Origin of the sequence: Pseudomonas sp. TSRC2-2 (genome assembly GCF_049897785.1) — a bacterium.
GTDB lineage: Bacteria > Pseudomonadota > Gammaproteobacteria > Pseudomonadales > Pseudomonadaceae > Aquipseudomonas.
In genome coordinates, this window is sequence record NZ_JAFCWZ010000002.1 from 125,004 (window position 1) to 146,670 (window position 21,667).

The window sequence follows — 21,667 nt, forward strand, 5'->3', positions numbered from 1 at the left end:
GCTTAGCCGATGACCATCGGAATGTTCTTGTACAGCTGGATGATGTACTCCATGAACGTCTGCACGATCCACGGACCGCCGATGATCAGGGTTACCAGCATCACCAGAAGACGCGGCAGGAAGCTCAGCGTCTGTTCGTTGATCTGCGTGGCGGCCTGGAACATCGACACCAGCAGGCCGACCAGCAGGCTCGGCACCACCAGAATGGCGACCATCACGGTGGTCAGCCAAAGGGCTTCACGAAAGATATCGACCGCGACTTCCGGCGTCATGGCGAGACACCTCCAAAACTGCTCGCGAGGGTGCCGATGATCAGCGCCCAGCCATCGACCAGCACGAACAGCATGATCTTGAATGGCAGCGAAATGATCAGCGGCGAGAGCATCATCATACCCATGGCCATCAACACGCTCGCAACAACAAGGTCGATGATCAGGAACGGAATGAAGATCATGAAGCCGATCTGGAAGGCGGTTTTAAGTTCCGAGGTAACGAACGCCGGGACCAGAATGGTCAGCGGTGCTTGATCCGGTGTGGCTATGTCGGTGCGCTTGGACAGGCGCATGAACAACTCAAGATCGCTGGTCCGGGTCTGGGCGAGCATGAAGTCCTTGATCGGCACCTGCGCTTTTTCCACCGCTTGCTGCGCGGTCAGGGTTTCAGCCAGATACGGTTGCAGCGCGTCGTTGTTCACCCGGTCGAACACCGGCGCCATGATGAACAGCGTCAGGAACAGCGCCATGCCGGTCAGGATCTGGTTCGACGGCGTCTGTTGCAGGCCGAGGGCCTGACGCAGGATCGAGAAGACGATGATGATGCGCGTGAAACTGGTCATCAGGATGACCGCCGCCGGAATGAAACTCAGCGCGGTCATGATCAGCAGGATCTGCAGACTGACCGAATATTCCTGCGCGCCGTCGGCATTGGTGCCCAGCGTGATTGCCGGAATCGACAACGGATCGGCGGCGAACGCCAGCGGCGCGGCCAGCAACAGGACCAGCGTCAAGACGATGCGGAGCGCACCCATTACTTCGTATCCTTTTGGTCCTTGCCGAGAATTTTCAGCAGATGCTGGGCAAATTCCGGCGTCGCTTTTTCGCTGGCCGTGGGGACTTCGACCGGCTCTTTGAGCACATGCAGCGCAGTGATGGTGCCAGGGCTGAGGCCGAGGAGAATCTGCTCATTGCCGACCTGCACCAGCATCAACCGATCACGCGGGCCGAGCGCACGCGAACCGATCAACTCGATCACCTGCCCCTTGCCCGCCGGCCCCGCCTGCTGCACGCGGCGCAACAGCCAGGCGAGCAAGAAGATCAGGCCCAGCACCAACAGCAAGCCGAACACCAGTTGGGTCAACTGACCGGCCACGCCGCTGCTGACCATCGGCGCGGTGGCAGCAGGCGCAGCGGTGTTCGCGTTCGGCTCGGCGGCGAGGACGCTCAGCGGCAGTACCAGCAGAGCCCAGAGAAACCTTTTCACTCAGCGCAGCTTCTTGATGCGTTCGCTTGGGCTGATCACGTCGGTCAGGCGGATGCCGAACTTCTCGTTGACCACCACTACTTCGCCGTGGGCGATCAGGGTGCCGTTGACCAGCACGTCCAGCGGTTCGCCGGCCAGACGATCAAGCTCGATCACCGAACCCTGGTTGAGTTGCAGCAGGTTGCGAATGTTGATGTCGGTGCTGCCGACTTCCATGGAAATCGACACCGGAATATCGAGGATCACGTCCAGGTTCGGACCGTCGAGGGTCACTGGGTCGTTGTTCTTCGGCACGCTGCCAAACTCTTCCATTGGCAGACGGTTGGAGCTGGAAGTACCAGCGTCGGCAGCCAGCAGTGCATCGATGTCAGCCTGGCCGGCGTCACCGGTTTCTTCCAGGGCCGCAGCCCATTCATCGGCCAGTGCCTGATCGTCCTGCGCGTTCATATCGTCGTTCATCATGTGTCCTCGGCGGGCAACAATTCAGTTAAATGCGGGGGTGGAAAGCATCGCCTCAGCGACGCTCGATCGGCTCGATCACTTGCAACGCGAGGTTGCCTTTGTGCGAGCCCATCTTGACCTTGAAGGCCGGCACGCCGTTGGCGCGCATGATCATGTCTTCCGGCATCTCGACCGGGATCACATCGCCCGGTTGCATGTGCAGGATGTCGCGCAGCTTCAACTGGCGACGGGCCACGGTGGCACCGATCGGCACGTCGACATCGAGCACGTCCTGGCGCAGGGCGTTGACCCAGCGCTCGTCCTGATCGTCGAGGTCGGACTGGAAACCGGCGTCGAGCATCTCGCGCACCGGCTCGATCATCGAGTACGGCATGGTCACGTGCAGATCGCCGCCACCGCCATCGAGTTCGATGTGGAAGGTGGAGACCACGATCGCTTCGCTCGGGCCGACGATGTTGGCCATGGCCGGGTTCACTTCCGAGTTGATGTACTCGAAGTTGACTTCCATGATCGCCTGCCAGGCTTCCTTCAGATCGACGAAGGCCTGCTCGAGCACCATGCGCACCACGCGCAGTTCGGTCGGGGTGAATTCACGCCCTTCGATCTTCGCGTGACGGCCGTCGCCGCCGAAAAAGTTGTCCACCAGCTTGAACACCAGTTTGGCGTCGAGGATGAACAGCGCGGTGCCGCGCAACGGCTTGATCTTGACCAGGTTGAGGCTGGTCGGCACGTACAGCGAGTGCACGTATTCGCCAAACTTCATCACCTGCACGCCACCGACGGCAACGTCCGCCGAGCGACGCAACATGTTGAACATGCTGATGCGGGTGTAGCGGGCGAAACGCTCGTTGATCATTTCCAGCGTCGGCATGCGTCCACGGACGATGCGATCCTGGCTGGTCAGGTCGTAGCTTTTGACACTGCCGGGTTCGGCAGCATTATCGGTCTGTACCAGACCATCATCGACGCCATGCAGCAGCGCATCGATTTCATCCTGGGACAGCAGATCCTGCACGGCCATGTCGTGTTCCTACTGCAGTACGAAATTAGTGAAAAGCAACTGTTCGATGACCACTTTGCCCAGCTCTTTCTGTGCCACTTCCTGGACGCTGGCGGTGGCCTTCTGGCGCAACATCTCCTGGCCGACCGGGGTCGCCAGTGTGGCGAAATCCTGACCGGAGAAGAGCATCACCAGGTTGTTGCGGATGACCGGCATGTGCACTTTGAGCGCGTCCAGATCGGCTTGATTGCGCCCCAGCATGGTGATGCTCACCTGCATGTAGCGCTGACGGCCGTTCTGGTTGTAGTTGGCAACGAAGGCCGGCGCCATCGGCTCGAAAATCGCTGGCTGCTTGCCGACGGGCGCTGCGTCGGCGGCCTCGGCAGGCTTGCTCTGCGCGCCATGCATGAAGAACCAGGTCGCCCCGACGGATGCACCAATGGCCACCAGCAACGCCAGCACGATCACGATGATCAGCTTGAGTTTGCCTTTGGTTGCGGGGTCTTTTACTGCTGCAGCTTCGCTCTTCGCCATGCCAATAATCCGTCACTAATCGGGGGTTTCACAGTCGCACGGCAAGGCAAGAGCAAGTGTTATGCCAGAAGTGTCCGGAGGATATTGGATGGCACCGCAAAACAACTGTGGGAGCGGGCTTGCTCGCGAATGCGGTGTGACAGACAACCTCAATGTTGAATGTGACACCGCGTTCGCGAGCAAGCCCGCTCCCACACTGGGTTCTGCGTTACATCAGGCGTAATAGTCGACTGCGCTGGTGCCAATCACGCTTGTTGTTTGAGCGGCGACGTCGGCAATAGCAGCGGGTGCCAATTCTTCATCCGCCGCATCCAGACGCCCGCCCGCGGCGCTGGTGCGACCGCTCTGGCCCTGCTGCGCCTGCTCCTGCCCTTGCCCCTGCCAGCCACGGTTCTGGTCGGCGACGTTGACGTCGACCTGGCCCATGCCCTGCTGGTTGAACATGTCGCGCAGGCGATGCATCTGGCTGTCGAGCGCTTCACGCACGCTCGGGTGCGCGCTCATGAAGGTCACCTGGGTTTGCTGATCAGGGACCATGTTCACGCGGATATCCAGGCGCCCAAGCTCCGCCGGTTGCAACTGAATGTCGGCGGCTTTCAGGTTGGCGCTGGACAGGTACATGACGCGGTTGACCACTTCTTCGGTCCAGCCGCTCTGATGCATGGCGATCGGCTGATTCACCGGCAGCGCATTGGCGGTCTTTGGCGTGGCGGCTTGGGTCAGTGCTGCCAGTCGGTTGGCGAAGTCGTCGACGCGGGTGTCGCTGGTAGCCGATTTCAGATCCTTCAGGCCATCATCGATCAGCCCGCTAAAGGCCTTTTCGCCGCCCTGGCTGGTGCTGTCCTTGTCTGCCTGCACGTCCAGCATGCTGGCCATGCCGGCAGCGAAGTTCTGCGCCGCGGTGAGTTCGCCGTCGGCCTGAGCTTGCGCGGGAGCAGCCTTGGGCTGAGCCTGGCTGGCGGCGGAAATATGCCCGCCCTGCTCCATCGCCATGCGAACGGCTGGCAGCGAGTCAAGCGGGTCAGCCGAAGGATCGAAATCGCTGTCGGTTGCCGCCGGATCCTTGACCATGCCCGGCACCGCGGCCAAGGCAGGTGTTTCGGTTTGCGGCTGGGCTGGCGTTGCGACTACGGGGGCTGGCACAACAGGCGCTGCCACCAGTGGCTGGACGACTTGAGTCAGGGCTGGGTCCAGCGCCGGGTCTGCCGGCGCGGCATCGGCCACAGGGGTTTGTACTGTTTCAGTGGCGTCATCGTCTGCGGCATTCGCGTCTTCGCTCGCCGCCGGTTTTTCGGCAGGCAACGCTTTGCCGCTATCGGCAACCGCTGGCTCAGGCGCGGCAGACTGATCTTTGCCGACGTCCTTTTTGTTGCTGCCGTCTGCGACCTTGTCGCGTGCCGGTTTGACTGAATTGTCAGCACTCACGGCAGGCTTGGCCGGCGCCTGATCGGCGAACACTTTGGCGAAGCTGGAAGCCTTGTCCCCGGCATCTGCGGCCATTGCCGACGATTTGGCAGAGGCTGCTTGAGCCTTGGCCTGAGCGGCGGTCTGAAGAAGAATGTTGGGGGTCGCAGGCATGACACGGTCTCCGCTGCACTGGGATCGTAGGTACAGTTGAGCAAAATGACTGCAAGTGCCGGGCCAGTTTGGCCAGACACCTGCGAAAAGCGCCGGACGACGGATTCAGTGGGTGTGGACGTGGTGCTTTTCGTTTTCGTACACCGGGCGTACGTCGACGAATTCAGAATGGATGTCGGCAACCAGTTGCGCGAGCGCTTCCGGACTTTTGTCCTTGGCGTTCGACTCCAGATCCTGGCACAACGCTGCCAGCCGGATGGCGCCCATGTTGCTGGCGCTGCCCTTGAAGCTGTGGGCGACATCAGACAACGCTTTGGCGCTGGTGCTGTCCTGCAATTCGTGCAGGCGGCTTTCCGAATCTGCCAGAAAAGTCTCCAGCAATTCCGGATAGCCGTCCTCCATCACCTCGCGCAAGGTGTCGAGGACATCGCGATCTACATGTGGGTCAGTCACTTGCTCACTCCTTGATCAAGAATGGGCGGATTATGCCCCAATCTCCCAGAAAAACTCCACGCTGGCACTACGACCTTGGTCCGACCAACTGGCATTGCGCCCTAACTGCCGGACCAGACTGATGCCACGGCCCGACAAGCGGACGTTATCCACGGGCCGCTCCATGACCCGCGCGACATCGAAGCCCTCGCCACTGTCCTCGACCCGGATGACCAGGCGTCCACCCTCACTTTGCGGTTTCACCTGTAGATGCACGCGCACGAAGCCGTCCTGCAGCGCCTCCAGCCGCGCCGCGCGCATTTCATAATAACGGGCAAACCCAGTGGCATCGCGCTTGAGGCTGGAATCCAGCCCGAGTACGCCATGCTCCAGCGCGTTGGAATACAACTCGGCGAGCACGCTATAAAGCGCCCCGCTTTGCGCGCGCAGGCCGTGTACCTCAAGCAGCAACTGCAACAGGAACGGCATCGGATTGAATCGCCTGAGCGTGGCACCGCGAAACTCAAAACTGGCCGACCAGTCAAGCGGGCACGACTGGCCGCTGTCGGAGTACACCGGCGCCGCGCCGTGCGCCTGCGCCGACTCCAGCAGGCTGACCTCGACCATGCTCACGTCATCCCGGGCCTGTCCGCGAAAATCGCGCAACGCCTGCTCGATATCCTCGAACAGCCGATCCGGCTCGCGGTTCGCCGCAAAGACCTGCTGCAGGCGCTCGACGCCGAACAATTGGTCATTGGCATCGCAGGTATCGATGACCCCGTCGGACAGCAGAAACACCCGATCATCAACAGCCATCGGGTACACATCCGTACGGTCATCGAAGGCCTGCGCACCGAGAATCCCCAGCGGCAGATGTCGCGCCGGCAAAGGCACCCGCTCGCCGCTGGCCATGCGGTGCAAGTATCCGTCGGGCATGCCGCCGTTCCACACTTCTACCGAGCGGCTCTGGACACTCAAACAGAGCAACGTGGCGCAGCAGAACATGTCCACCGGCAGGATGCGCTTGAGCTTGGCGTTCATCTCGCGCAGGGTTTCCGCCAACCCGTAACCTTTGGCGGTCATGCCGTAGAACACTTCGGCCAGCGGCATGGCACCCACCGCCGCTGGCAAACCGTGGCCGGTGAAATCGCCGAGCATGACGTGCATGTCACCGGCCGGCGTGTACGCCGCGAGCAACAAGTCGCCGTTGAACAGTGCGTACGGCGATTGCAGGTAACGGATATTCGGCGCACTCAGGCAGCCCGAATGCGCAACCTTGTCGAACACCGCTTTGGCCACGCGTTGTTCGTTGAGCAGATAGTCGTGATGCCTGGCGATCAGGTCGCGCTGTTGCAGTACCGTCGCCTGCAGACGCCGCAAACGATCCATCGCCTTGATTTTGGCGGCGAGGATCACCTGGTTGTAAGGCTTCGCCAGAAAATCGTCGCCACCGGCCTCCAGACAACGGGCCAGCGCTTCGCTTTCGGTCAGCGAGGTGAGGAAGATGATCGGCACCAGCGCTTCACCTGCCAGCGCCTTGATCTGCCGCGCCGCCTCAAAGCCGTCCATCACCGGCATCAACGCATCCATCAGCACCAGATCGGGTTGCTGTTTTTTGAAGGTATCGACCGCTTCGGCACCGTTGGCCGCCGTCAGAACCTGATGGCCCTGACGACGGACGATGGTCGACAGCAGCAGCCGGTCGGCGGCGCTGTCTTCGGCAATAAGAACGGTGAGCGGCTCTTGCGCCTGCATGGGCGTCAACTGATGTCGAAGAGTTTGTCGAAGTTGGAAATCGCGAGGATTTTCTTCACATCGGAACTGCTGTTGACGACGCGGATATCCGACTCGTCGCCGCCGGCATGGTCACGCAGCAAGAGCAGCATGCCCAGCGCCGAGCTGTCGAGGTAAGTGGCCTCTTTGAGATCGACCACGATGGATTCGGGTTTGCGCGGGAGCCGCTCATACGACTCACGGAATTCTTGATGGCGGCCGAAATCGAACCGGCCTTTGACCGCGATGGTCAGCTTGTGACCATCCGGTGAAACTTCTGTAACGACTGACATTGACTGGCTTCCTTGTCATTGACGAACCTGTACAAGGTTTAGCAGCTGGATAGGGTTGGGGCAAGGCGCAACGGTGGAACAAGTGTGGGAGCGGGCTTGCTCGCGAATGCGGCGTGTCAGTCAATATCGCATCAACTGGTCGAATGCATTCGCGAGCAAGCCCGCTCCCACAGGGATTAGCGCTGAGGGTTAGAAGGCATCACGTCGCGGCAAGCGCTGCGACAACTCATCCAGCAGCTTCTGCTCGCGCTTGTCCTCAAGGCGCTGCGCCTCGTCGCGATAGCGCTGCACCAGTTTGCGCAAACCCTCGACGCGGGCAAACGCCTGTTGCCACTCCTCACGCGCCTTGTCGAGCTTGTTCTGGTGCCAGACCAGGCTTTGCCGTTGCTGGTCGACGGCGGTGTCGAGTTGCGCCAGAAAGCCCTGAAAGCCCAGCAGCCATTGCCCGGTGACGCCGGTGCTGCCGCGCACGATCCATTGCTGCGAGTAATCCAGACGAAAGGCATTGAGGTCGGCCAGTTTGCTTTCCGCGACTTTTACCTGACCCTGGAAATAACCAAGCCGTTGCACGGCGGCTTTCTCGGCCTGTTCGGCCATTTCCACCACCGGGGCAAGGCGCGCGGCGCGACTGACGGCCATGGCCGGTTACCCGCCCGCCGCAGGGGCGAACAGGGTTTCCAGATAGGCCTGGCTCTCACCCAGATTGATTTTGTCGTTGAGGCCCTGGCGCTGATACCTGACCAACTGCGGCTGCAGGGAAATCGCCAGGTCGGTCTCGCGATCGCCGCCGGCGACGTAGGCGCCGACGCTGATCAGATCGCGGCTCTGCTGATAGCGCGACCAAAGCTGCTTGAAATACTGCGCACGCTGCATGTGATCTGGCGAAACCACCGCCGGCATCACCCGGCTGATCGACGCTTCGATGTCGATCGCCGGATAGTGGCCTTCCTCGGCCAGGCGCCGCGACAGGACGATGTGGCCATCGAGTACACCGCGCGCCGAGTCGGCGATCGGGTCCTGCTGGTCATCGCCTTCGGACAGTACGGTGTAGAACGCCGTGATCGAACCACCGCCCTTCTCCGCGTTACCCGCGCGCTCAACCAGTTTCGGCAGTTTGGCGAACACCGAGGGCGGATAGCCCTTGGTTGCTGGCGGCTCGCCGATGGCCAAAGCGATTTCCCGCTGGGCCTGGGCGAAACGAGTCAGCGAATCCATCAGCAACAGAACGTTCTTGCCCTTGTCGCGGAAATACTCGGCGATGCGCGTGCAATACATCGCCGCGCGCATACGCATCAGCGGTGCATCGTCCGCCGGCGAGGCGACCACCACCGAGCGCTTGAGGCCCTCTTCACCGAGGATGTGCTCGATGAATTCTTTAACTTCGCGACCACGTTCACCGATCAGACCAACGACGATAATGTCGGCCTCGGTGAAGCGGGTCATCATGCCCAACAGCACCGATTTACCGACACCGGTACCGGCGAACAGACCCAGACGCTGGCCACGGCCGACCGTCAGCAAACCGTTGATGCAACGGATGCCGACATCCAGCGGCACGCTGATCGGATCACGGTTGAGCGGGTTGATTGTCGGGCCGTCCATCGGCACCCAGTCTTCGGCTTTCATCCCGCCCTTGCCGTCCAGCGCACGCCCCGCGCCGTCGAGAACACGGCCGAGCATGCTCATGCCCATCGGCAAACGACCGGTGTCGGCCAACGGCACCACGCGGGCGCCCGGGGCGATACCGGCGACACTGCCGACCGGCATCAGAAAGACTTTGCTGCCGGAAAAGCCCATGACTTCTGCTTCCACCTGAGACGGGTGATAGCTGTCGTCGTTGATCACCATGCAACGGGTGCCCATGGCGGCGCGCAGGCCTTCGGCTTCGAGTGTCAGGCCGACCATGCGCAGCAGCCGACCTTCAAGGATCGGCGCGCCGGCAATCTCGGTGGCCTCGGCGTAGGTGCTCAGGCGCTTGGCGAAGCTGGTGCGTTCAAGGCGCATCGCTGGCGTCCGCGCGCGGCTCGTCAGAGTCGACAACCGCTGGGGTGTCTTCGGGAATCTCCAGACTCAAGTCCGGCGCTGCCGGGTGCAGGGCCTGCTCATGCAGCTGGTCGAACAGCTTGGCCATGACCTGGGTCACCCGCGACTCCACACTGGCGTCGATGCGGCTGTGCTCGGTTTCAACCCGGCAGCCGCCCGGCAACAGCGACTCGTCTTCGACGATGCGCCAGGTTTCTTCGTGGCGCTCGCGCAGGGCTTTGACCTGGGCGAAATCCTGCGGATTGACGTACAGGCGCACGTTTTCCACACCCAGCGGCAACAGCTTGAGGGCGTCGCGCATGACGTGTTCGATCTGGCTCGAATCGATGGCCAGTTCGCGCTTGATCACCTGTTTGGCAATGTGTTGCACGAGGTCGACCAGCGACTTTTCAATCTGTGTGTCTTGCTCGGCGATCGGTTCGAAGAGGTTGGCCATCAACAGCTCAAGGCTGGCGACTTTCGCCGCCAGTGCTGTTTCAGCTTCCTGACGCACCTTCAGCGTGGTGCTGTGAAACCCTTCCTTTTCGCCAATGGCGAAGCCCTCGTTGTAAGCCTCCTGACGGATGCTTTCGAGTTCTTCCAGAGTCAGTGGCTGGACTTCTTCCAGCGGCACTTCTTCCATTTCCGGCGGCTCGGGCTCCGGTTCCGGCTCAGGCTCAGGCTTGGGCGGGTCGAAGCTGGGCAGCGCCCAGGATTCGAAACCACGAACATCGCGGGCGCGGATCAGATCCGTCACAGACTCGTCAGGCTTGTCCATGGGCTTAGATCATTTCCTCGCCGCCCTTGCCACCGAGCACGATCTCGCCGGCTTCGGCCATACGACGGGCAATGGTGAGGATTTCCTTCTGCGCGGTCTCGACGTCGCTGACGCGCACCGGGCCTTTCGCCTCGAGGTCGTCGCGCAACAGTTCGGCAGCACGCTTGGACATGTTCTTGAAGATCTTTTCCTTGACGCCTTCGTCCGAGCCCTTGAGCGCCAGTACCAGCACGTCGGACGACACTTCGCGCAACAGCGCCTGAATGCCACGGTCGTCAACATCGGCGAGGTTATTGAACACGAACATGAGGTCTTCGATCTGACCGGACAGGTCTTCGTCGACTTCGCGGATCGAGTCCATGAGCTGGCCTTCGATCGAGCTGTCGAGGAAGTTCATGATGTCGGCCGCACGCTTGATACCACCGAGTGTGGTGCGCGAGGCGTTCGAGTTGCCGGAGAACTGCTTCTCGAGAATCTGGTTGAGTTCTTTCAAGGCTGCCGGCTGCACGGTGTTCAACGACGAGACGCGCAGGATGATGTCCAGACGCACCTTGTGGTCGAAGTTGCCGAGCACTTCACCGGCCTGATCCGGGTCGAGGTACGCGACCACGATCGCCTGGATCTGCGGGTGTTCGTAACGGATGACGTCGGCGACCGCGCGCGGCTCCATCCATTTCAAGCTGTCGAGACCGCTGGTGTTGCCACCGAGCAGGATGCGATCGATCAGGCCGTTGGCCTTGTCTTCGCCCAGGGCCTGAGTAAGCATTTTGCGCACGTAGTCGTCGGAACCGACGCCGAGGCTGGTCTGATCGCCGACGATGTCGACGAACTCGCTCATCACCTGCTCGACCTGTTCGCGATGGACGTTGCCCATCTGCGCCATGGCCACGCCGACGCGCTGAACCTCTTTGGGGCCCATGTGGCGCAGCACTTGCGCAGCATCGGTCGAACCGAGGGACAGCAGCAGAATTGCGGCTTTGTCGACCTTGGTCAGTTTGACGGTGGCGGCTCGGTTATCACTCATCTGCGTTAATCCACTCTTTCACGACCTGAGCCACGCGACCCGGGTCTTCAGCTACCAGACTCTTGATTGCATTCAGTTGCGCGTCATAACCCTCGCTCGGGCTCGGCAACAGAATGCTCTGCGGACCACCGAGGCTCACGCGGTCGTTGGCCAGTTCGCCGTCCAGGCCGCCCATGCCACCGAGTTCCACGTCGCTGCCCAGACCGGCCAGCTCCTTGCCTTTGCCACCGCCGGTGATGTTGTTGAGCACCGGACGCAGCACACCAAACACCAGCACGAGGATGAACAGCACACCCAGCACTTGTTTGACGATGTCCCAGAACCATGGCTGGGAGTAGAACGGAATATCGGCAATCACTTCGCCGCGCTCGGCGGAGAACGGCATGTTGATCACGCTGACGCTGTCGCCACGGCTGGCGTCGAAACCGACGGCGTCCTGCACCAGTCGCGTGAAGCGCGCCAATTCGTCGGCGCTCCACGGCGCGCGGCTGGTTTCACCGTTGGCCGGGTTGATCTTGACCTGATCATCGACCACCACCGACACCGAAAGGCGATTGAGACGGCCCTGCTGCTGCTTGGTGTGGCTGATCGAACGGTCGAGCTCAAAGTTCTTGGTGGATTGTTGACGCTTGTCGGCCGGGTACGGCGCGAGCATTGGCTGGCCGGTGGCAGGGTCCATGATCTGCTGACCGTTGGCGTCAACCAGTGGCTGACCCGGCTGGATCATGCCGGCCGCTGCAGCGGTGCCGCCGGTGGTCTGCGGCGCCGAGGCCGGCGACGGTGGCTGGTTGCTCAGGGCACCCGGCACACCTTGCGGGCCATTGCTGGCGGTGCGCTGTTCATTGACCGATTGTTCGCTGCGCAACGCCGGCTGATCGGGGTTGAACTGCTCGGCGGTCGATTCGACGGCGCTGAAATCGACGTCGGCCGAAACTTCAGCCTTGTAGCGATCGTTGCCCAGTACCGGTTGCAGAATGTTGTGCACGCGCTGGGTGAGCATGCTTTCCATGCGGCGGCTGTAATCGAACTGCTTGCCGGCCATGGTCATCTCGGAGTTCTCCGCCTGATCGGAAAGCAGGTTGCCCTTCTGATCGACGACGGTGATCTGCGATTTGCTCAATTCCGGAACGGAGGTCGCCACCAGATTGATGATCGCGACCACCTGCCCCGGCTCCAGCGAACGCCCGCTGTACAGCTCGACCAGTACCGAAGCGCTTGGCTTGCGCTCGTCACGGACGAACACCGAACTCTTCGGAATCGCCAGGTGCACGCGAGCACCCTTGACGTTGTTCAGGCTGGAGATGGTCCGCGCGAGTTCGCCTTCGAGGCCGCGACGATAACGGGTCGCTTCCATGAACTGGCTGGTGCCCAGACCCTGTTCCTTGTCGAGGATTTCGAAACCGATATTGCCATCGCTGGGAGTGACACCAGCGGCAGCGAGTTTCATCCGCGCACGGGACAGGTCGTCGGCCTTGACCAGCAAGGCGCCGGAATTGGGTTCTACGTTGTAAGGAATGTCAGCGGCGGCCAGGGTTTCCATGACCTGCTTGGCGTCCATGCCGGCAAGGCTGCCGTACAGTGGACGGTAATCCGGCTGCTGCGACCACAGCACCACGGCAAAGCCAATCGCCACGCTTGCAGCCAGACCGACCAACAGGCCGACCTGACGCAGCACGGTCATCTGGGAAAGATTATCCAGAAAGGACAGGCCGAACAGCGGCGGTTTGCCGTCGATCGGGGTGGCCTTGGCCGGAACGTTATCAGCGACTGCATCTGCCATGACTTAATTCGCCCTTAAACCGGCATCTGCATGATGTCTTGGTAAGCCTGGACCAGCTTGTTGCGCACCTGGGTCAGAGCCTGGAACGACACGCTGGCTTTCTGCGACGCGATCATCACGTCGGTCAGGTCGACACCGCTCTTGCCGATCTCGAAAGCATTGGCCAGTTGAGTCGACGCCTGTTGGGTATCGCTGACTTTATTGATCGCCTGACCGAGCATGTCGGAAAAGCTGCTGCCGGCAATTTCAGGGACAGCGGCAGTCGATTTACGCGCAGACATGGCATCCACTTTCATGGCCTGCATGTCCATCATCAACCGATTAAATTCAATACCTTGGCTCATGGTCTACTCTCTTGGGCGGCCCGCAATTTTTTGACACTTCACTCGGCGGGTACACAGGTATTAGCAACAAGGGTGCCAGCTAATGGGCACCCCTTTGAGAAAAGCAGTTTGATTGTTCTCGCGATCAGTCAGGTAGCGAACAGATAGCCTTCGACGTCCATCCCGGCATCGCGCATCTGCGCCAGCTTGTAGCGCAAAGTGCGCGGGCTGATGCCAAGCTTTTCGGCGGCTTCCTTGCGCCGGCCACGCTCGGCGCGCAGGGTGTCGATGATCATCTGAAACTCCCGGCGGCGCAGGTCCTCGCCCAGTGCGCCAGAGGAATCCGCCTCGATTTCCACGTCGCGGATTATTGGCGCCGCGACGGGCAATGGTGCAAAAGTCACTGCACCGGTCAGGCAGAAATCCTGCGGCTGGATCAAGCCGCCCTGCTGCAGGATCAGCGCGCGCTGAATGGCGTTGTCCAGCTCTCGCACATTACCCGGCCACGGATACGCGGTCAGGCACGCTTGCGCTTGCGGCGACAGCTGCGCCGCGGTGTGCTTCATTTTATTGACGTGTTTGGCCAACAATTTTTCTGCCAGCGGCAGGATATCGGCAGTGCGCTCGCGAAGTGGACGCCAAGCCAGAGGAAAAACCGACAAGCGGTAAAACAGATCCTCACGGAAGCGCCCCGCTGCAACCTCGCCAGCCAGATCGCGGTTGGTCGTGGCGACCACGCGGATATCCAGGCTGATCGGCTTGCGCGCACCCACGCGCTCGACCTCACGCTCCTGCAGTACGCGTAACAGTTTGGCCTGCAAGCCCATCGGCATTTCGGAAATTTCATCAAGCAGAATGGTGCCACCGTCCGCCTGTTCGAACTTGCCGGCCTGCGAGGCGATGGCGCCAGTGAAAGAGCCCTTCTCATGACCGAACAGTGTCGCTTCGAGCATGTTGTCCGGGATCGCCGCGCAATTGATTGCAATGAATGGCTGACTGGCTCGCGGCGATTGCTGGTGAATGTAGCGCGCCAGCACTTCTTTTCCGGTGCCGGACTCGCCAGAGATCAACACAGTGGAGTCACTGCGCGCCACCCGTGCCGCCAGCTCAAGCAACTGCGCACTGGCCGGTTCAACGGCGACAGGGCCGTCCCCTTCGCCTGAGTCGATGCTGCCCAGCGCATGCCGCGCAACCAGATCAAGCAGCGCTTTGGGTTCGAACGGCTTGACCAGATAATCCGCGGCGCCCTGGCGCATCGCATCGACCGCACGCTCGACCGCGCCATGGGCGGTCATCAGCAGCACCGGCAATTGCGGTTGACGCGCGCGCAGCAAGGCGAGCAATTGATGCCCGTCCATGCCCGGCATGTTGACGTCGCTGACCACCAGGCTGAAGGCATGCTGCGCGACCGCCGTCAGCGCCTCTTCGGCGCTGCCGACGGCGTGATAGTCGTGGCCGGCGAGCAGCAGCGTATCGGCCAGCGCTTCGCGCAACGAACGATCATCCTCGACCAGCAACACCTTGATGCCCATGACGATTATTCAACTCCCTGTGCAGCGGAAAACAGTGGCAGGCTGACCTGCGCGCAAGTGCCGCGCCCGACTCGCGAACGCAGGGTCAATTCTCCCTGGTGCGCACGGGCCACCGCTTTGACCACGGTCAGGCCAAGGCCGGTGCCGGTGACTTTGGTAGTAAAAAAAGGCTCGCCGAGGCGCGCCAAAACTGTCGGCTCAATGCCGCTGCCGCTGTCGCTCACGCACAGACGCAGGGTGTTGCCTCTGGTGTAGCAATGCACTTTCAGGCGCGCTTCGCCGGCGCTGGCCTGAATGGCGTTTTCAAGCAGATTCAGCAACGCGCCAACCAGCGTGTCGCGGTTGCACAGCAGCTCGCCGGCATGACTGTCGCACTGCCAGCGAATCGGCAGGTCCTGAACATGGGTCAGCGCCGCTGCCTGCAGCGATTGCATCAAGGCATTGGGCGTTACGCGATCGGTCAGCGGCAGCTCGCCACGGGCGAACACCAGCATGTCGCGCACTTGATGTTCCAGTTCGTGCAGGCGCTCCTTGAGCCGCCCGGCAAAACGCTGCTGGGTTTCCAGCGGCAATTGCTGCTCTGTCAAATGACTGGCGTAGAGCAAAGCGGCGGACAGCGGCGTGCGAATCTGATGCGCCAAGGACGCGACCATGCGCCCCAGCGAAGACAAACGTTCATGGCGCGCCAGTTGATCTTGCAGATGACGGGTTTGCGTCAAGTCGTTGAGCAGCACCAATTGCCCCGGCTCGGCGTCCAGCGAGCGGGTGGAAATCGACAGGCGTCGACCGTTTTTCAGGGAAATTTCGTGACCGTCGTCTTCACGCGGGGCGAAGCAGCGTGCGATGACATGGCGCCAGAGCTCGCCTTCGAGTGGCGAGCCGAGCAAGTCGATGGCGGCCGGATTGGCTTCGCGCACCAGACCGTGGCCATCAATGACGATGACGCCGCCAGGCAGCAAGTCGAGGAGGTTTTGCAGGCGATTGGCCAAGCGTTCTTTTTCCGCCAGCTCCTGCATGCGCTGGGCGCTGACGACGGCCAGCTCACCCTTGAGCTCGGTGACCCGCGCTTCGAGCAGGCTGTAGGAGTCGGTCAACTGGCTCGACATCTGGTTGAACAGCTGGAAGGCCTGCTCAAGACCCTGACGACTTGCCTGCTCTACGGACGAGGGATGCCCCACGATATTGGAGGCAGAAGAGATCTGGGCGGCTTGGGGCATTGGGCTCTCTCGCTTGGCTGACCGTCAGTGAAACGGAACGTTGCGAGGGCTATAGCAATACCCGTGCCTAAAAAAAACAGCTTATAAATGAAGCGGTTGGAAAACAGGCGTCAATCATCCGCCTGTTCATCGCCTCCGGCCCGGCTCATTCCGTACTTGCGCATCTTCTCGACAAGCGTGGTGCGACGAATGCGCAGACGCTCAGCGGCACGGGCAACAATGCCATTGGCATCGTCCAGCGCCTGCTGGATCAGGCCCTGCTCAAGACCGCCGAGATAATCCTTGAGATCCAGACCTTCCGGCGGCAACAGCGCATTGGCGCTGAAGTCAGGCGTATGGCCGTTGATGGCCACGCGCTCTTCGAGATCGCTGCGCAGGCTGTCAACCATCTGCTCATCTTCGTCGTCGACGTAGCGGAATTTCTTTGGCAACTCGACCACGCCGATCACCCCGTACGGGTGCATGATCGCCATGCGCTCGACGAGGTTGGCCAGCTCGCGGACGTTGCCCGGCCAGCCGTGGCGGCACAGCGACATGATCGCAGCGGAGTTGAAACGGATCGAACCGCGCTTCTCGTGCTCCATGCGCGAGATCAGTTCGTTCATCAACAGCGGGATATCTTCGACGCGCTCACGCAGTGGCGCCATCTCGATCGGGTACACGTTCAGGCGATAGTAGAGGTCTTCGCGAAACGAACCGATCTCGATCATGCTTTCGAGATTTTTGTGGGTCGCGGCAATGATACGCACGTCGACACTTTGGGTCTTGTTGCTGCCCACGCGCTCGAAGGTACGCTCCTGCAGCACGCGCAGCAGCTTGACCTGCATTGGCAGCGGCATGTCGCCGATTTCATCAAGGAACAGCGTGCCGCCGTTAGCCAGTTCGAAACGCCCGGCACGGCTGGTGATCGCGCCGGTGAAGGCGCCCTTCTCGTGGCCGAACAGTTCGCTTTCCAGCAACTCTGCCGGGATCGCCCCGCAGTTGACCGGCACGAACGGCGCGTCGCGGCGCTTGGAGTGGTAATGCAGGTTGCGCGCGACCACTTCCTTGCCGGTGCCGGACTCGCCGAGGATCAACACGCTGGCATCGGTGTCGGCCACTTGCTGCATCATCTGACGGACGTGCTGAATGGCACGACTGGTGCCGACGAGGCTGCGGAAAAGGTTGGGTTCGCGATGACGGCCGCGTTCGCGGGCCTGGTCGTACATTTCGCGATAGACCTGGGCGCGGTGCAGCGAATCGAGCAATTTGCTGTAGCTGGGCGGCATCTCCAGGGTCGACAGAACCCGGCGACGCTGGTCTTCAGGCAGGTCAACGGAAGAATTATCGCCCATTAACAAAACCGGAAGGAACTCATCCCAGGTTGCGAGTGTCTTTAGCAAGCCCAAAAGCGCGCCAGGAGCATTAACCGTCCCGATCAGTACGCAAATGACTTCACGACTAGACGACAAAGAGCCGACAGCCTGCTGCCAGTCATGGCTGCCGCAGGGTAAATTTTCTTCGCCAAGAAAATTCAGAATCACCGCCAGGTCGCGGCGGCGGACGCTATCGTCATCGATCAGCAGAATTTTGGTTTCACGCCACATGCAATAGCAACTTCCCTAGTCAACTCAATGCCCGAAAAATAAGGCAAGCGAGACGCTTGCAGGACACCATGTGCCTGTAGACGCCCTAAACCTGATAATAGCCACTAGTTAAGTCAAAAAACCGTGCACAGTCAAATTTATGGCGCAGTGGTTTTACTAATCGGCCCGCTTTACGTGAACAAATGGTAGATGTTTGCGGCATTTTTCGCTTGGCGAATCTTTGCCATCTCATCGACTATTGTTTGACGCTCTTCACACGCCACATCAATCAGCTGGCGGTACACGTCGAGCAGATCTTGCAGACTGCTGCGCACACTCTGCTCATTGTCCAACGTTTGCGCAAGCACATCCTCGACGCAAACGCGGCAGCTCAGATCAAGTTCGGTGATGGTTCCCCAATCACGACTCTCCAGCGCCCCGAGCAGTGCGTAACGGGTTTGTTCGATACGTTCGAGCACAGCACTCATGGTGTTCTCCTAGGCGTCGGGAACCTGATCACCAATTGCATCCCACCCCTCTTTCAAGGTAATCAGCAGGCGCGCTACCTCATTGAGGATCTCGGGGTCATTTTTAATGTTGGCTTCGACAAGGCGTTTGCTCATGTAGGCGTAGAGTGAATCGATGTCCGCCAGGGCTTCGGCCTGATTTTCCAGATCGAGCCCTTCACGCAGGCCGCCAACGATACCGATGGCCTTGCCGATCAGGATACCTTTCTGGGCGGCATCATTACGCGCAATGGCGCCCTTGGCCTGCGCGATACGATCCAGGCCACCCTGCATCAGCATCTGTACCAGGCGGTGCGGGCTCGCCTCGGAGGTTTGAGCCACGCCGTTGACTTTCTGGTATTGCCGAAGGGCCAACATAGGATTCATGTTCTACCTCATTACAACGAAAATGTTCATATTGCCTTTATCGTCTGCGCAGCAAAAAACTTTAGCGCACAAACGCGAAAGCCCGGAGCGCCTGTGATGGCTAGCCGGGCTTACAACCTGTCACGCGGTCAGGAATTCTTCTGCTGCGCCTCGATGGAGTTGAACATCGAAACGATGTTCTTGCGTTGCGCCTCAAGCTTGCCGACCAGGGTGTCCATGGCCACGTAGCGCTTGGTCAGCGTCTCGGTCAGCGCGTCGATACGACGACCCAGCGCCAGTTGCTGGTTAGTAAGGTCGGTTTGCAGCTTGTCCAGACCGTTCTTGCGCGTATCGAGAATACCGCCGGTTTGCAGATAGGGTTCGATCGCCTTGTTCATGCGCTCGAAGACACCATTGGTGCCGCTGAAAAGCTGCTGCACATCGGCGCCCAGCTTTTTCTCTTTCATAGCAGTGTCATATTTGACACCGTTGAATTCAAGCGTACCGTCCTTCTGTGTATTGATGCCCAACTGGCTAAGGCTAGTGAGTCGGTCACCGTTGCTCTCCGTGGCAAGCTGCTTGCGCAGATCCGAAAGCAGTGCTCGCGTAGTCGGGTCGTTGGTCAGCGACCCCAGCACCAGATTGCCTTCTTCGTCCTTCGAGGTAGCCGTCAGGTTGTTGGCGGTCTTGACCAGTGTGTTGTACGCATCAACATAGGCCTGAATCGATGTTTTCAAACCCTCGGTGTTTTCACCCACGGTGACCTTGATCGCCTTGCCCGGGTCAGTTCCGGTCTCCTGAAGCAGATCAAGACTGATACCACTGATCGCGCCAGTGACGGTGTTGGTCTTGCTTGAGACCTTGATACCGTCCACATAGATCAGCGCATCCTCGGCCTTCTCGCCGACATAGCCAGCACCGTCACCGACCATTTCCTGTCCAGCAGGGATTTCTAGATCGGCAATGCCTCCAACCGATATATCGGTTTCTTTACCGGTCATCGTGGAACTGAATACCAGGCGCGAACCGTCCGCACCGCTTACGATGTTGGCGCTGATGCCTTTCTCGGCGAGCGATGTATTGATGGAATCACGCACCGATTGCAAGGTCGCACCGGCGCCAATCTTGACAGTGTGGGTCACGCCGTCCTGCGTAATCAGCAAGTCACCCTCAGCGATCGGGGTACTGGACCCCGCTTCGAAGTTCTTGGTGGCGACTTTCGACGAAGTGGCGAGATTTTCGACACGAACCATGTAGCTACCCGGCACCGCCGTGTTATCCGACGTGGCTTTGACCGTAGTGTCACTGCTGGACGTTGCCGTGTATGCGCTAAACGAAGGGGCTGCGGTGTCGTTGAGTTTTTTCATCGCCGCCTGATACACGGACAGCGCACTCTTGAGCGACGCCACACCTGAAAGCATGGCGGTGTTATTGGCGGTCTGGCGTTTGATCTGGTTGGACTTGGGATCGGTCTCGGCCGCAACCAGTGTTTTCACAATGGCGTTGATATCAACGCCGGAACCCAGACCCGTGCCTGGTAAAATCGTACTCGCCATTGCTATTCCCTCTTGAGTGCATGCCGCCCCTAGTCGGTAAAAGACTAGCGAACTTGCCGCTCGCCCGCCACCGTCAGACCTTGGCGTCGAACAACAGGCTGTTTACATCGCTCAGACTGTGAGCAATTCTCAACGCCTCTTCCGAAGGAAGTTGGCGGATCAGCTCTCCAGTCTCACTGGCGATGACTTTAACTACAATTCTGCCGGACTCTTCGTCCGTGGAAAATTCGAGGTTACGACGCGAGGTAGCGAGAAATGTCTCGATATCCTTGAGCGCCCTTTTGACTTTCTCAGCTTCGGTAAGACCGGTGTCGGCCTCGTCCTGTGCTGGCTTGATGGGCTCAACAGCCCGAGAGGGCTTGACCACAGGTGATTCGGCGGCCTGCTCGACCGGCTTCGTGGCCTGGTAAGACAGGTTCAGCTTGACGCTCATATCCATACCAACCACCTCTCAATGTAAAAAGCGGAGGAGCACCACAAGTGCGCTCCCCCGCCGACAATCATCAGGCGATTACTGAAGCAGTTTCAGTACGGCCGATGGCAGTTGGTTGGCCTGGGCCAGAACCGAAGTCGACGCTTGTTGCAGAGTCTGCTGCTTGGTCAGCTGGGCAGTTTCAGCGGCGAAGTCGGTGTCTTGTACACGACCACGTGCAGCTTCGGCGTTTTCGTTGATGTTCTGCAGGTTGGCGATGGTGCTGGTCAGACGGTTCTGAACGGCGCCGAGGTCAGCACGGGTGGTGTTGATGTTTTTCAGCGCTTCGTCGATGGCGGTCATCGCGCCACTGAAGTTTGCTTCGATAGCGGAAGCAGCACCAGTGATAGCCTTGCCGCTCAGTGCGCTCAGTGCGCCGGTAGTGTCCATCGCGTCAGTCAGCGTGATGCTGATCTGGTTGTCGGAACCGGTGTTGGAGCCCACCTGGAAAACCATCGCGGTGGTAGTGCTACCGTCGAGCAGGTTCTTGTTGTTCAGCTGGGTGCTGGCAGCGATACGATCCAGCTCTTTGGTCATCGACTGGAATTCTTTGTCCAGTGCATCACGGTCATCGGTAGTGTTGGAGTCGTTTCGTGCCTGGAGAGCCAGTTCACGCATACGCTGCAGGATGTTGGTCTGCTCTTGCATCGCGCCTTCAGCGGTCTGCGCGATGGAGATTGCATCGTTGGCGTTTTTGATTGCCATGGTCTGACCGCGGATTTGCGAAGTCATACGGTTGGCGATCTGCAGGCCAGCAGCATCGTCTTTGGCGCTGTTGATTTTCAGGCCGGACGACAGACGGGACATCGAAGTGCTGAGAGCGTCGGAAGCACGGTTCAGGTTTTTCTGAACGCCCAGGGAGGTGGTGTTGGTGTTAACAGTCAAAGCCATGACGAATTCCTCGTTGGTTGGGTACTACGGCTTCCGGCCTTGGCAATTCGCCGGGTGTGGCACAGAGAACCTTCGTAATAGTTA

24 protein-coding genes are annotated in these 21,667 nt (G+C 60.2%); all 24 read right to left on the minus strand.

What is annotated here, in order from left to right; genetic code table 11:
* Positions 1–2: 2 nt before the first annotated feature.
* The 24 genes from fliQ to ACP7D9_RS03705 all read right to left on the minus strand — a co-directional run bounded on the left by fliQ (position 3) and on the right by ACP7D9_RS03705 (position 21,583).
* Positions 3–272: a flagellar biosynthesis protein FliQ gene (gene fliQ, locus ACP7D9_RS03590; protein ID WP_101158647.1), complete on the minus strand. Its 270-nt coding sequence runs from the start codon at positions 270–272 to the stop codon at positions 3–5.
* Positions 269–1,027, minus strand: coding sequence for a flagellar type III secretion system pore protein FliP (gene fliP, locus ACP7D9_RS03595; RefSeq protein WP_101158646.1), 759 nt, complete (start codon positions 1,025–1,027; stop codon positions 269–271). Before fliP ends, fliQ begins: the two co-directional genes overlap by 4 nt.
* Positions 1,027–1,479 carry a flagellar biosynthetic protein FliO gene (gene fliO / locus ACP7D9_RS03600; protein ID WP_101158645.1) on the minus strand — a complete coding sequence of 151 codons (453 nt, stop codon included), beginning with the start codon at positions 1,477–1,479 and terminating at the stop codon, positions 1,027–1,029. Before fliO ends, fliP begins: the two co-directional genes overlap by 1 nt.
* Complete coding sequence (gene fliN / locus ACP7D9_RS03605; RefSeq protein ID WP_016771070.1) at positions 1,480–1,938, minus strand: flagellar motor switch protein FliN; 459 nt, start codon at positions 1,936–1,938, stop codon at positions 1,480–1,482.
* A gap of 55 nt (positions 1,939–1,993) precedes the next feature.
* Positions 1,994–2,962 carry a flagellar motor switch protein FliM gene (fliM, locus tag ACP7D9_RS03610; protein ID WP_003222890.1) on the minus strand — a complete coding sequence of 323 codons (969 nt, stop codon included), beginning with the start codon at positions 2,960–2,962 and terminating at the stop codon, positions 1,994–1,996.
* Positions 2,963–2,971: 9 nt separating this feature from the next.
* Positions 2,972–3,475, minus strand: coding sequence for a flagellar basal body-associated protein FliL (gene fliL / locus ACP7D9_RS03615; protein WP_101158644.1), 504 nt, complete (start codon positions 3,473–3,475; stop codon positions 2,972–2,974).
* Positions 3,476–3,688: 213 nt separating this feature from the next.
* Positions 3,689–5,053, minus strand: coding sequence for a flagellar hook-length control protein FliK (locus ACP7D9_RS03620; protein WP_426155719.1), 1,365 nt, complete (start codon positions 5,051–5,053; stop codon positions 3,689–3,691).
* Between the two features lie 105 nt (positions 5,054–5,158).
* Positions 5,159–5,506 (minus strand): Hpt domain-containing protein, encoded by a 348-nt coding sequence (locus ACP7D9_RS03625; RefSeq protein ID WP_101158642.1) that lies wholly within the window; start codon positions 5,504–5,506, stop codon positions 5,159–5,161.
* Positions 5,507–5,536: 30 nt separating this feature from the next.
* On the minus strand, positions 5,537–7,240 hold the full coding sequence (locus ACP7D9_RS03630; protein ID WP_426155721.1) for an ATP-binding SpoIIE family protein phosphatase: 1,704 nt from the start codon (positions 7,238–7,240) through the stop codon (positions 5,537–5,539).
* A 5-nt stretch (positions 7,241–7,245) separates the two neighbouring features.
* Positions 7,246–7,551: an STAS domain-containing protein gene (locus ACP7D9_RS03635; RefSeq protein WP_101158640.1), complete on the minus strand. Its 306-nt coding sequence runs from the start codon at positions 7,549–7,551 to the stop codon at positions 7,246–7,248.
* Positions 7,552–7,740: 189 nt separating this feature from the next.
* Positions 7,741–8,190, minus strand: coding sequence for a flagellar export protein FliJ (fliJ, locus tag ACP7D9_RS03640; RefSeq protein ID WP_101158639.1), 450 nt, complete (start codon positions 8,188–8,190; stop codon positions 7,741–7,743).
* Positions 8,191–8,196: 6 nt separating this feature from the next.
* Positions 8,197–9,555 (minus strand): flagellar protein export ATPase FliI, encoded by a 1,359-nt coding sequence (gene fliI / locus ACP7D9_RS03645; RefSeq protein WP_016771077.1) that lies wholly within the window; start codon positions 9,553–9,555, stop codon positions 8,197–8,199.
* Positions 9,545–10,351, minus strand: a complete 807-nt coding sequence (gene fliH / locus ACP7D9_RS03650) for a flagellar assembly protein FliH (protein WP_397480030.1) — start codon at positions 10,349–10,351, stop codon at positions 9,545–9,547. The genes fliI and fliH overlap by 11 nt, the downstream gene beginning before the upstream one ends.
* A gap of 4 nt (positions 10,352–10,355) precedes the next feature.
* The gene (gene fliG / locus ACP7D9_RS03655) at positions 10,356–11,375 is read right to left on the minus strand and encodes a flagellar motor switch protein FliG (protein ID WP_016771079.1); all 1,020 of its coding nucleotides are present in this window, start codon (positions 11,373–11,375) and stop codon (positions 10,356–10,358) included.
* A complete protein-coding gene (fliF, locus tag ACP7D9_RS03660; protein ID WP_426155725.1) occupies positions 11,368–13,155 on the minus strand; it encodes a flagellar basal-body MS-ring/collar protein FliF in 1,788 nt (595 codons plus the stop codon). The genes fliG and fliF overlap by 8 nt, the downstream gene beginning before the upstream one ends.
* Positions 13,156–13,169: 14 nt before the next feature.
* Positions 13,170–13,499, minus strand: a complete 330-nt coding sequence (gene fliE / locus ACP7D9_RS03665) for a flagellar hook-basal body complex protein FliE (protein WP_016771081.1) — start codon at positions 13,497–13,499, stop codon at positions 13,170–13,172.
* 128 nt (positions 13,500–13,627) lie between these two features.
* Positions 13,628–15,010: a sigma-54-dependent transcriptional regulator gene (locus ACP7D9_RS03670; protein ID WP_426155727.1), complete on the minus strand. Its 1,383-nt coding sequence runs from the start codon at positions 15,008–15,010 to the stop codon at positions 13,628–13,630.
* A 5-nt stretch (positions 15,011–15,015) separates the two neighbouring features.
* Complete coding sequence (locus ACP7D9_RS03675; RefSeq protein ID WP_426155729.1) at positions 15,016–16,227, minus strand: sensor histidine kinase; 1,212 nt, start codon at positions 16,225–16,227, stop codon at positions 15,016–15,018.
* Between the two features lie 110 nt (positions 16,228–16,337).
* Positions 16,338–17,813, minus strand: a complete 1,476-nt coding sequence (locus ACP7D9_RS03680) for a sigma-54 dependent transcriptional regulator (protein ID WP_426155731.1) — start codon at positions 17,811–17,813, stop codon at positions 16,338–16,340.
* A 170-nt stretch (positions 17,814–17,983) separates the two neighbouring features.
* A complete protein-coding gene (locus ACP7D9_RS03685; protein ID WP_101158634.1) occupies positions 17,984–18,280 on the minus strand; it encodes a flagellar protein FliT in 297 nt (98 codons plus the stop codon).
* Between the two features lie 9 nt (positions 18,281–18,289).
* Entirely contained in the window at positions 18,290–18,685 is a 396-nt protein-coding gene (fliS, locus tag ACP7D9_RS03690; protein ID WP_101158633.1) for a flagellar export chaperone FliS, read from the minus strand.
* A gap of 128 nt (positions 18,686–18,813) precedes the next feature.
* Entirely contained in the window at positions 18,814–20,220 is a 1,407-nt protein-coding gene (fliD, locus tag ACP7D9_RS03695) for a flagellar filament capping protein FliD (protein ID WP_426155734.1), read from the minus strand.
* A gap of 73 nt (positions 20,221–20,293) precedes the next feature.
* Complete coding sequence (locus ACP7D9_RS03700) at positions 20,294–20,659, minus strand: flagellar protein FlaG (protein ID WP_101158631.1); 366 nt, start codon at positions 20,657–20,659, stop codon at positions 20,294–20,296.
* Between the two features lie 72 nt (positions 20,660–20,731).
* Entirely contained in the window at positions 20,732–21,583 is an 852-nt protein-coding gene (locus ACP7D9_RS03705) for a flagellin domain-containing protein (protein ID WP_426155736.1), read from the minus strand.
* Positions 21,584–21,667 lie beyond the last annotated feature (84 nt).

Bases quoted from the DNA above. Each gene is read 5' to 3' on its own strand.
- fliQ (WP_101158647.1), bottom strand. From the start codon at position 272: ATGACGCCGGAAGTCGCGGTCGATATCTTTCGTGAAGCCCTTTGGCTG.
- fliP (WP_101158646.1), bottom strand. From the start codon at position 1,027: ATGGGTGCGCTCCGCATCGTCTTGACGCTGGTCCTGTTGCTGGCCGCG.
- fliN (WP_016771070.1), bottom strand. From the start codon at position 1,938: ATGAACGACGATATGAACGCGCAGGACGATCAGGCACTGGCCGATGAA.
- fliM (WP_003222890.1), bottom strand. From the start codon at position 2,962: ATGGCCGTGCAGGATCTGCTGTCCCAGGATGAAATCGATGCGCTGCTG.
- fliL (WP_101158644.1), bottom strand. From the start codon at position 3,475: ATGGCGAAGAGCGAAGCTGCAGCAGTAAAAGACCCCGCAACCAAAGGC.
- ACP7D9_RS03620 (WP_426155719.1), bottom strand. From the start codon at position 5,053: ATGCCTGCGACCCCCAACATTCTTCTTCAGACCGCCGCTCAGGCCAAG.
- ACP7D9_RS03630 (WP_426155721.1), bottom strand. From the start codon at position 7,240: ATGCAGGCGCAAGAGCCGCTCACCGTTCTTATTGCCGAAGACAGCGCC.
- ACP7D9_RS03635 (WP_101158640.1), bottom strand. From the start codon at position 7,551: ATGTCAGTCGTTACAGAAGTTTCACCGGATGGTCACAAGCTGACCATC.
- fliJ (WP_101158639.1), bottom strand. From the start codon at position 8,190: ATGGCCGTCAGTCGCGCCGCGCGCCTTGCCCCGGTGGTGGAAATGGCC.
- fliI (WP_016771077.1), bottom strand. From the start codon at position 9,555: ATGCGCCTTGAACGCACCAGCTTCGCCAAGCGCCTGAGCACCTACGCC.
- fliH (WP_397480030.1), bottom strand. From the start codon at position 10,351: ATGGACAAGCCTGACGAGTCTGTGACGGATCTGATCCGCGCCCGCGAT.
- fliG (WP_016771079.1), bottom strand. From the start codon at position 11,375: ATGAGTGATAACCGAGCCGCCACCGTCAAACTGACCAAGGTCGACAAA.
- fliF (WP_426155725.1), bottom strand. From the start codon at position 13,155: ATGGCAGATGCAGTCGCTGATAACGTTCCGGCCAAGGCCACCCCGATC.
- fliE (WP_016771081.1), bottom strand. From the start codon at position 13,499: ATGAGCCAAGGTATTGAATTTAATCGGTTGATGATGGACATGCAGGCC.
- ACP7D9_RS03670 (WP_426155727.1), bottom strand. From the start codon at position 15,010: ATGGGCATCAAGGTGTTGCTGGTCGAGGATGATCGTTCGTTGCGCGAA.
- ACP7D9_RS03675 (WP_426155729.1), bottom strand. From the start codon at position 16,227: ATGCCCCAAGCCGCCCAGATCTCTTCTGCCTCCAATATCGTGGGGCAT.
- ACP7D9_RS03680 (WP_426155731.1), bottom strand. From the start codon at position 17,813: ATGTGGCGTGAAACCAAAATTCTGCTGATCGATGACGATAGCGTCCGC.
- ACP7D9_RS03685 (WP_101158634.1), bottom strand. From the start codon at position 18,280: ATGAGTGCTGTGCTCGAACGTATCGAACAAACCCGTTACGCACTGCTC.
- fliS (WP_101158633.1), bottom strand. From the start codon at position 18,685: ATGAATCCTATGTTGGCCCTTCGGCAATACCAGAAAGTCAACGGCGTG.
- fliD (WP_426155734.1), bottom strand. From the start codon at position 20,220: ATGGCGAGTACGATTTTACCAGGCACGGGTCTGGGTTCCGGCGTTGAT.
- ACP7D9_RS03700 (WP_101158631.1), bottom strand. From the start codon at position 20,659: ATGGATATGAGCGTCAAGCTGAACCTGTCTTACCAGGCCACGAAGCCG.
- ACP7D9_RS03705 (WP_426155736.1), bottom strand. From the start codon at position 21,583: ATGGCTTTGACTGTTAACACCAACACCACCTCCCTGGGCGTTCAGAAA.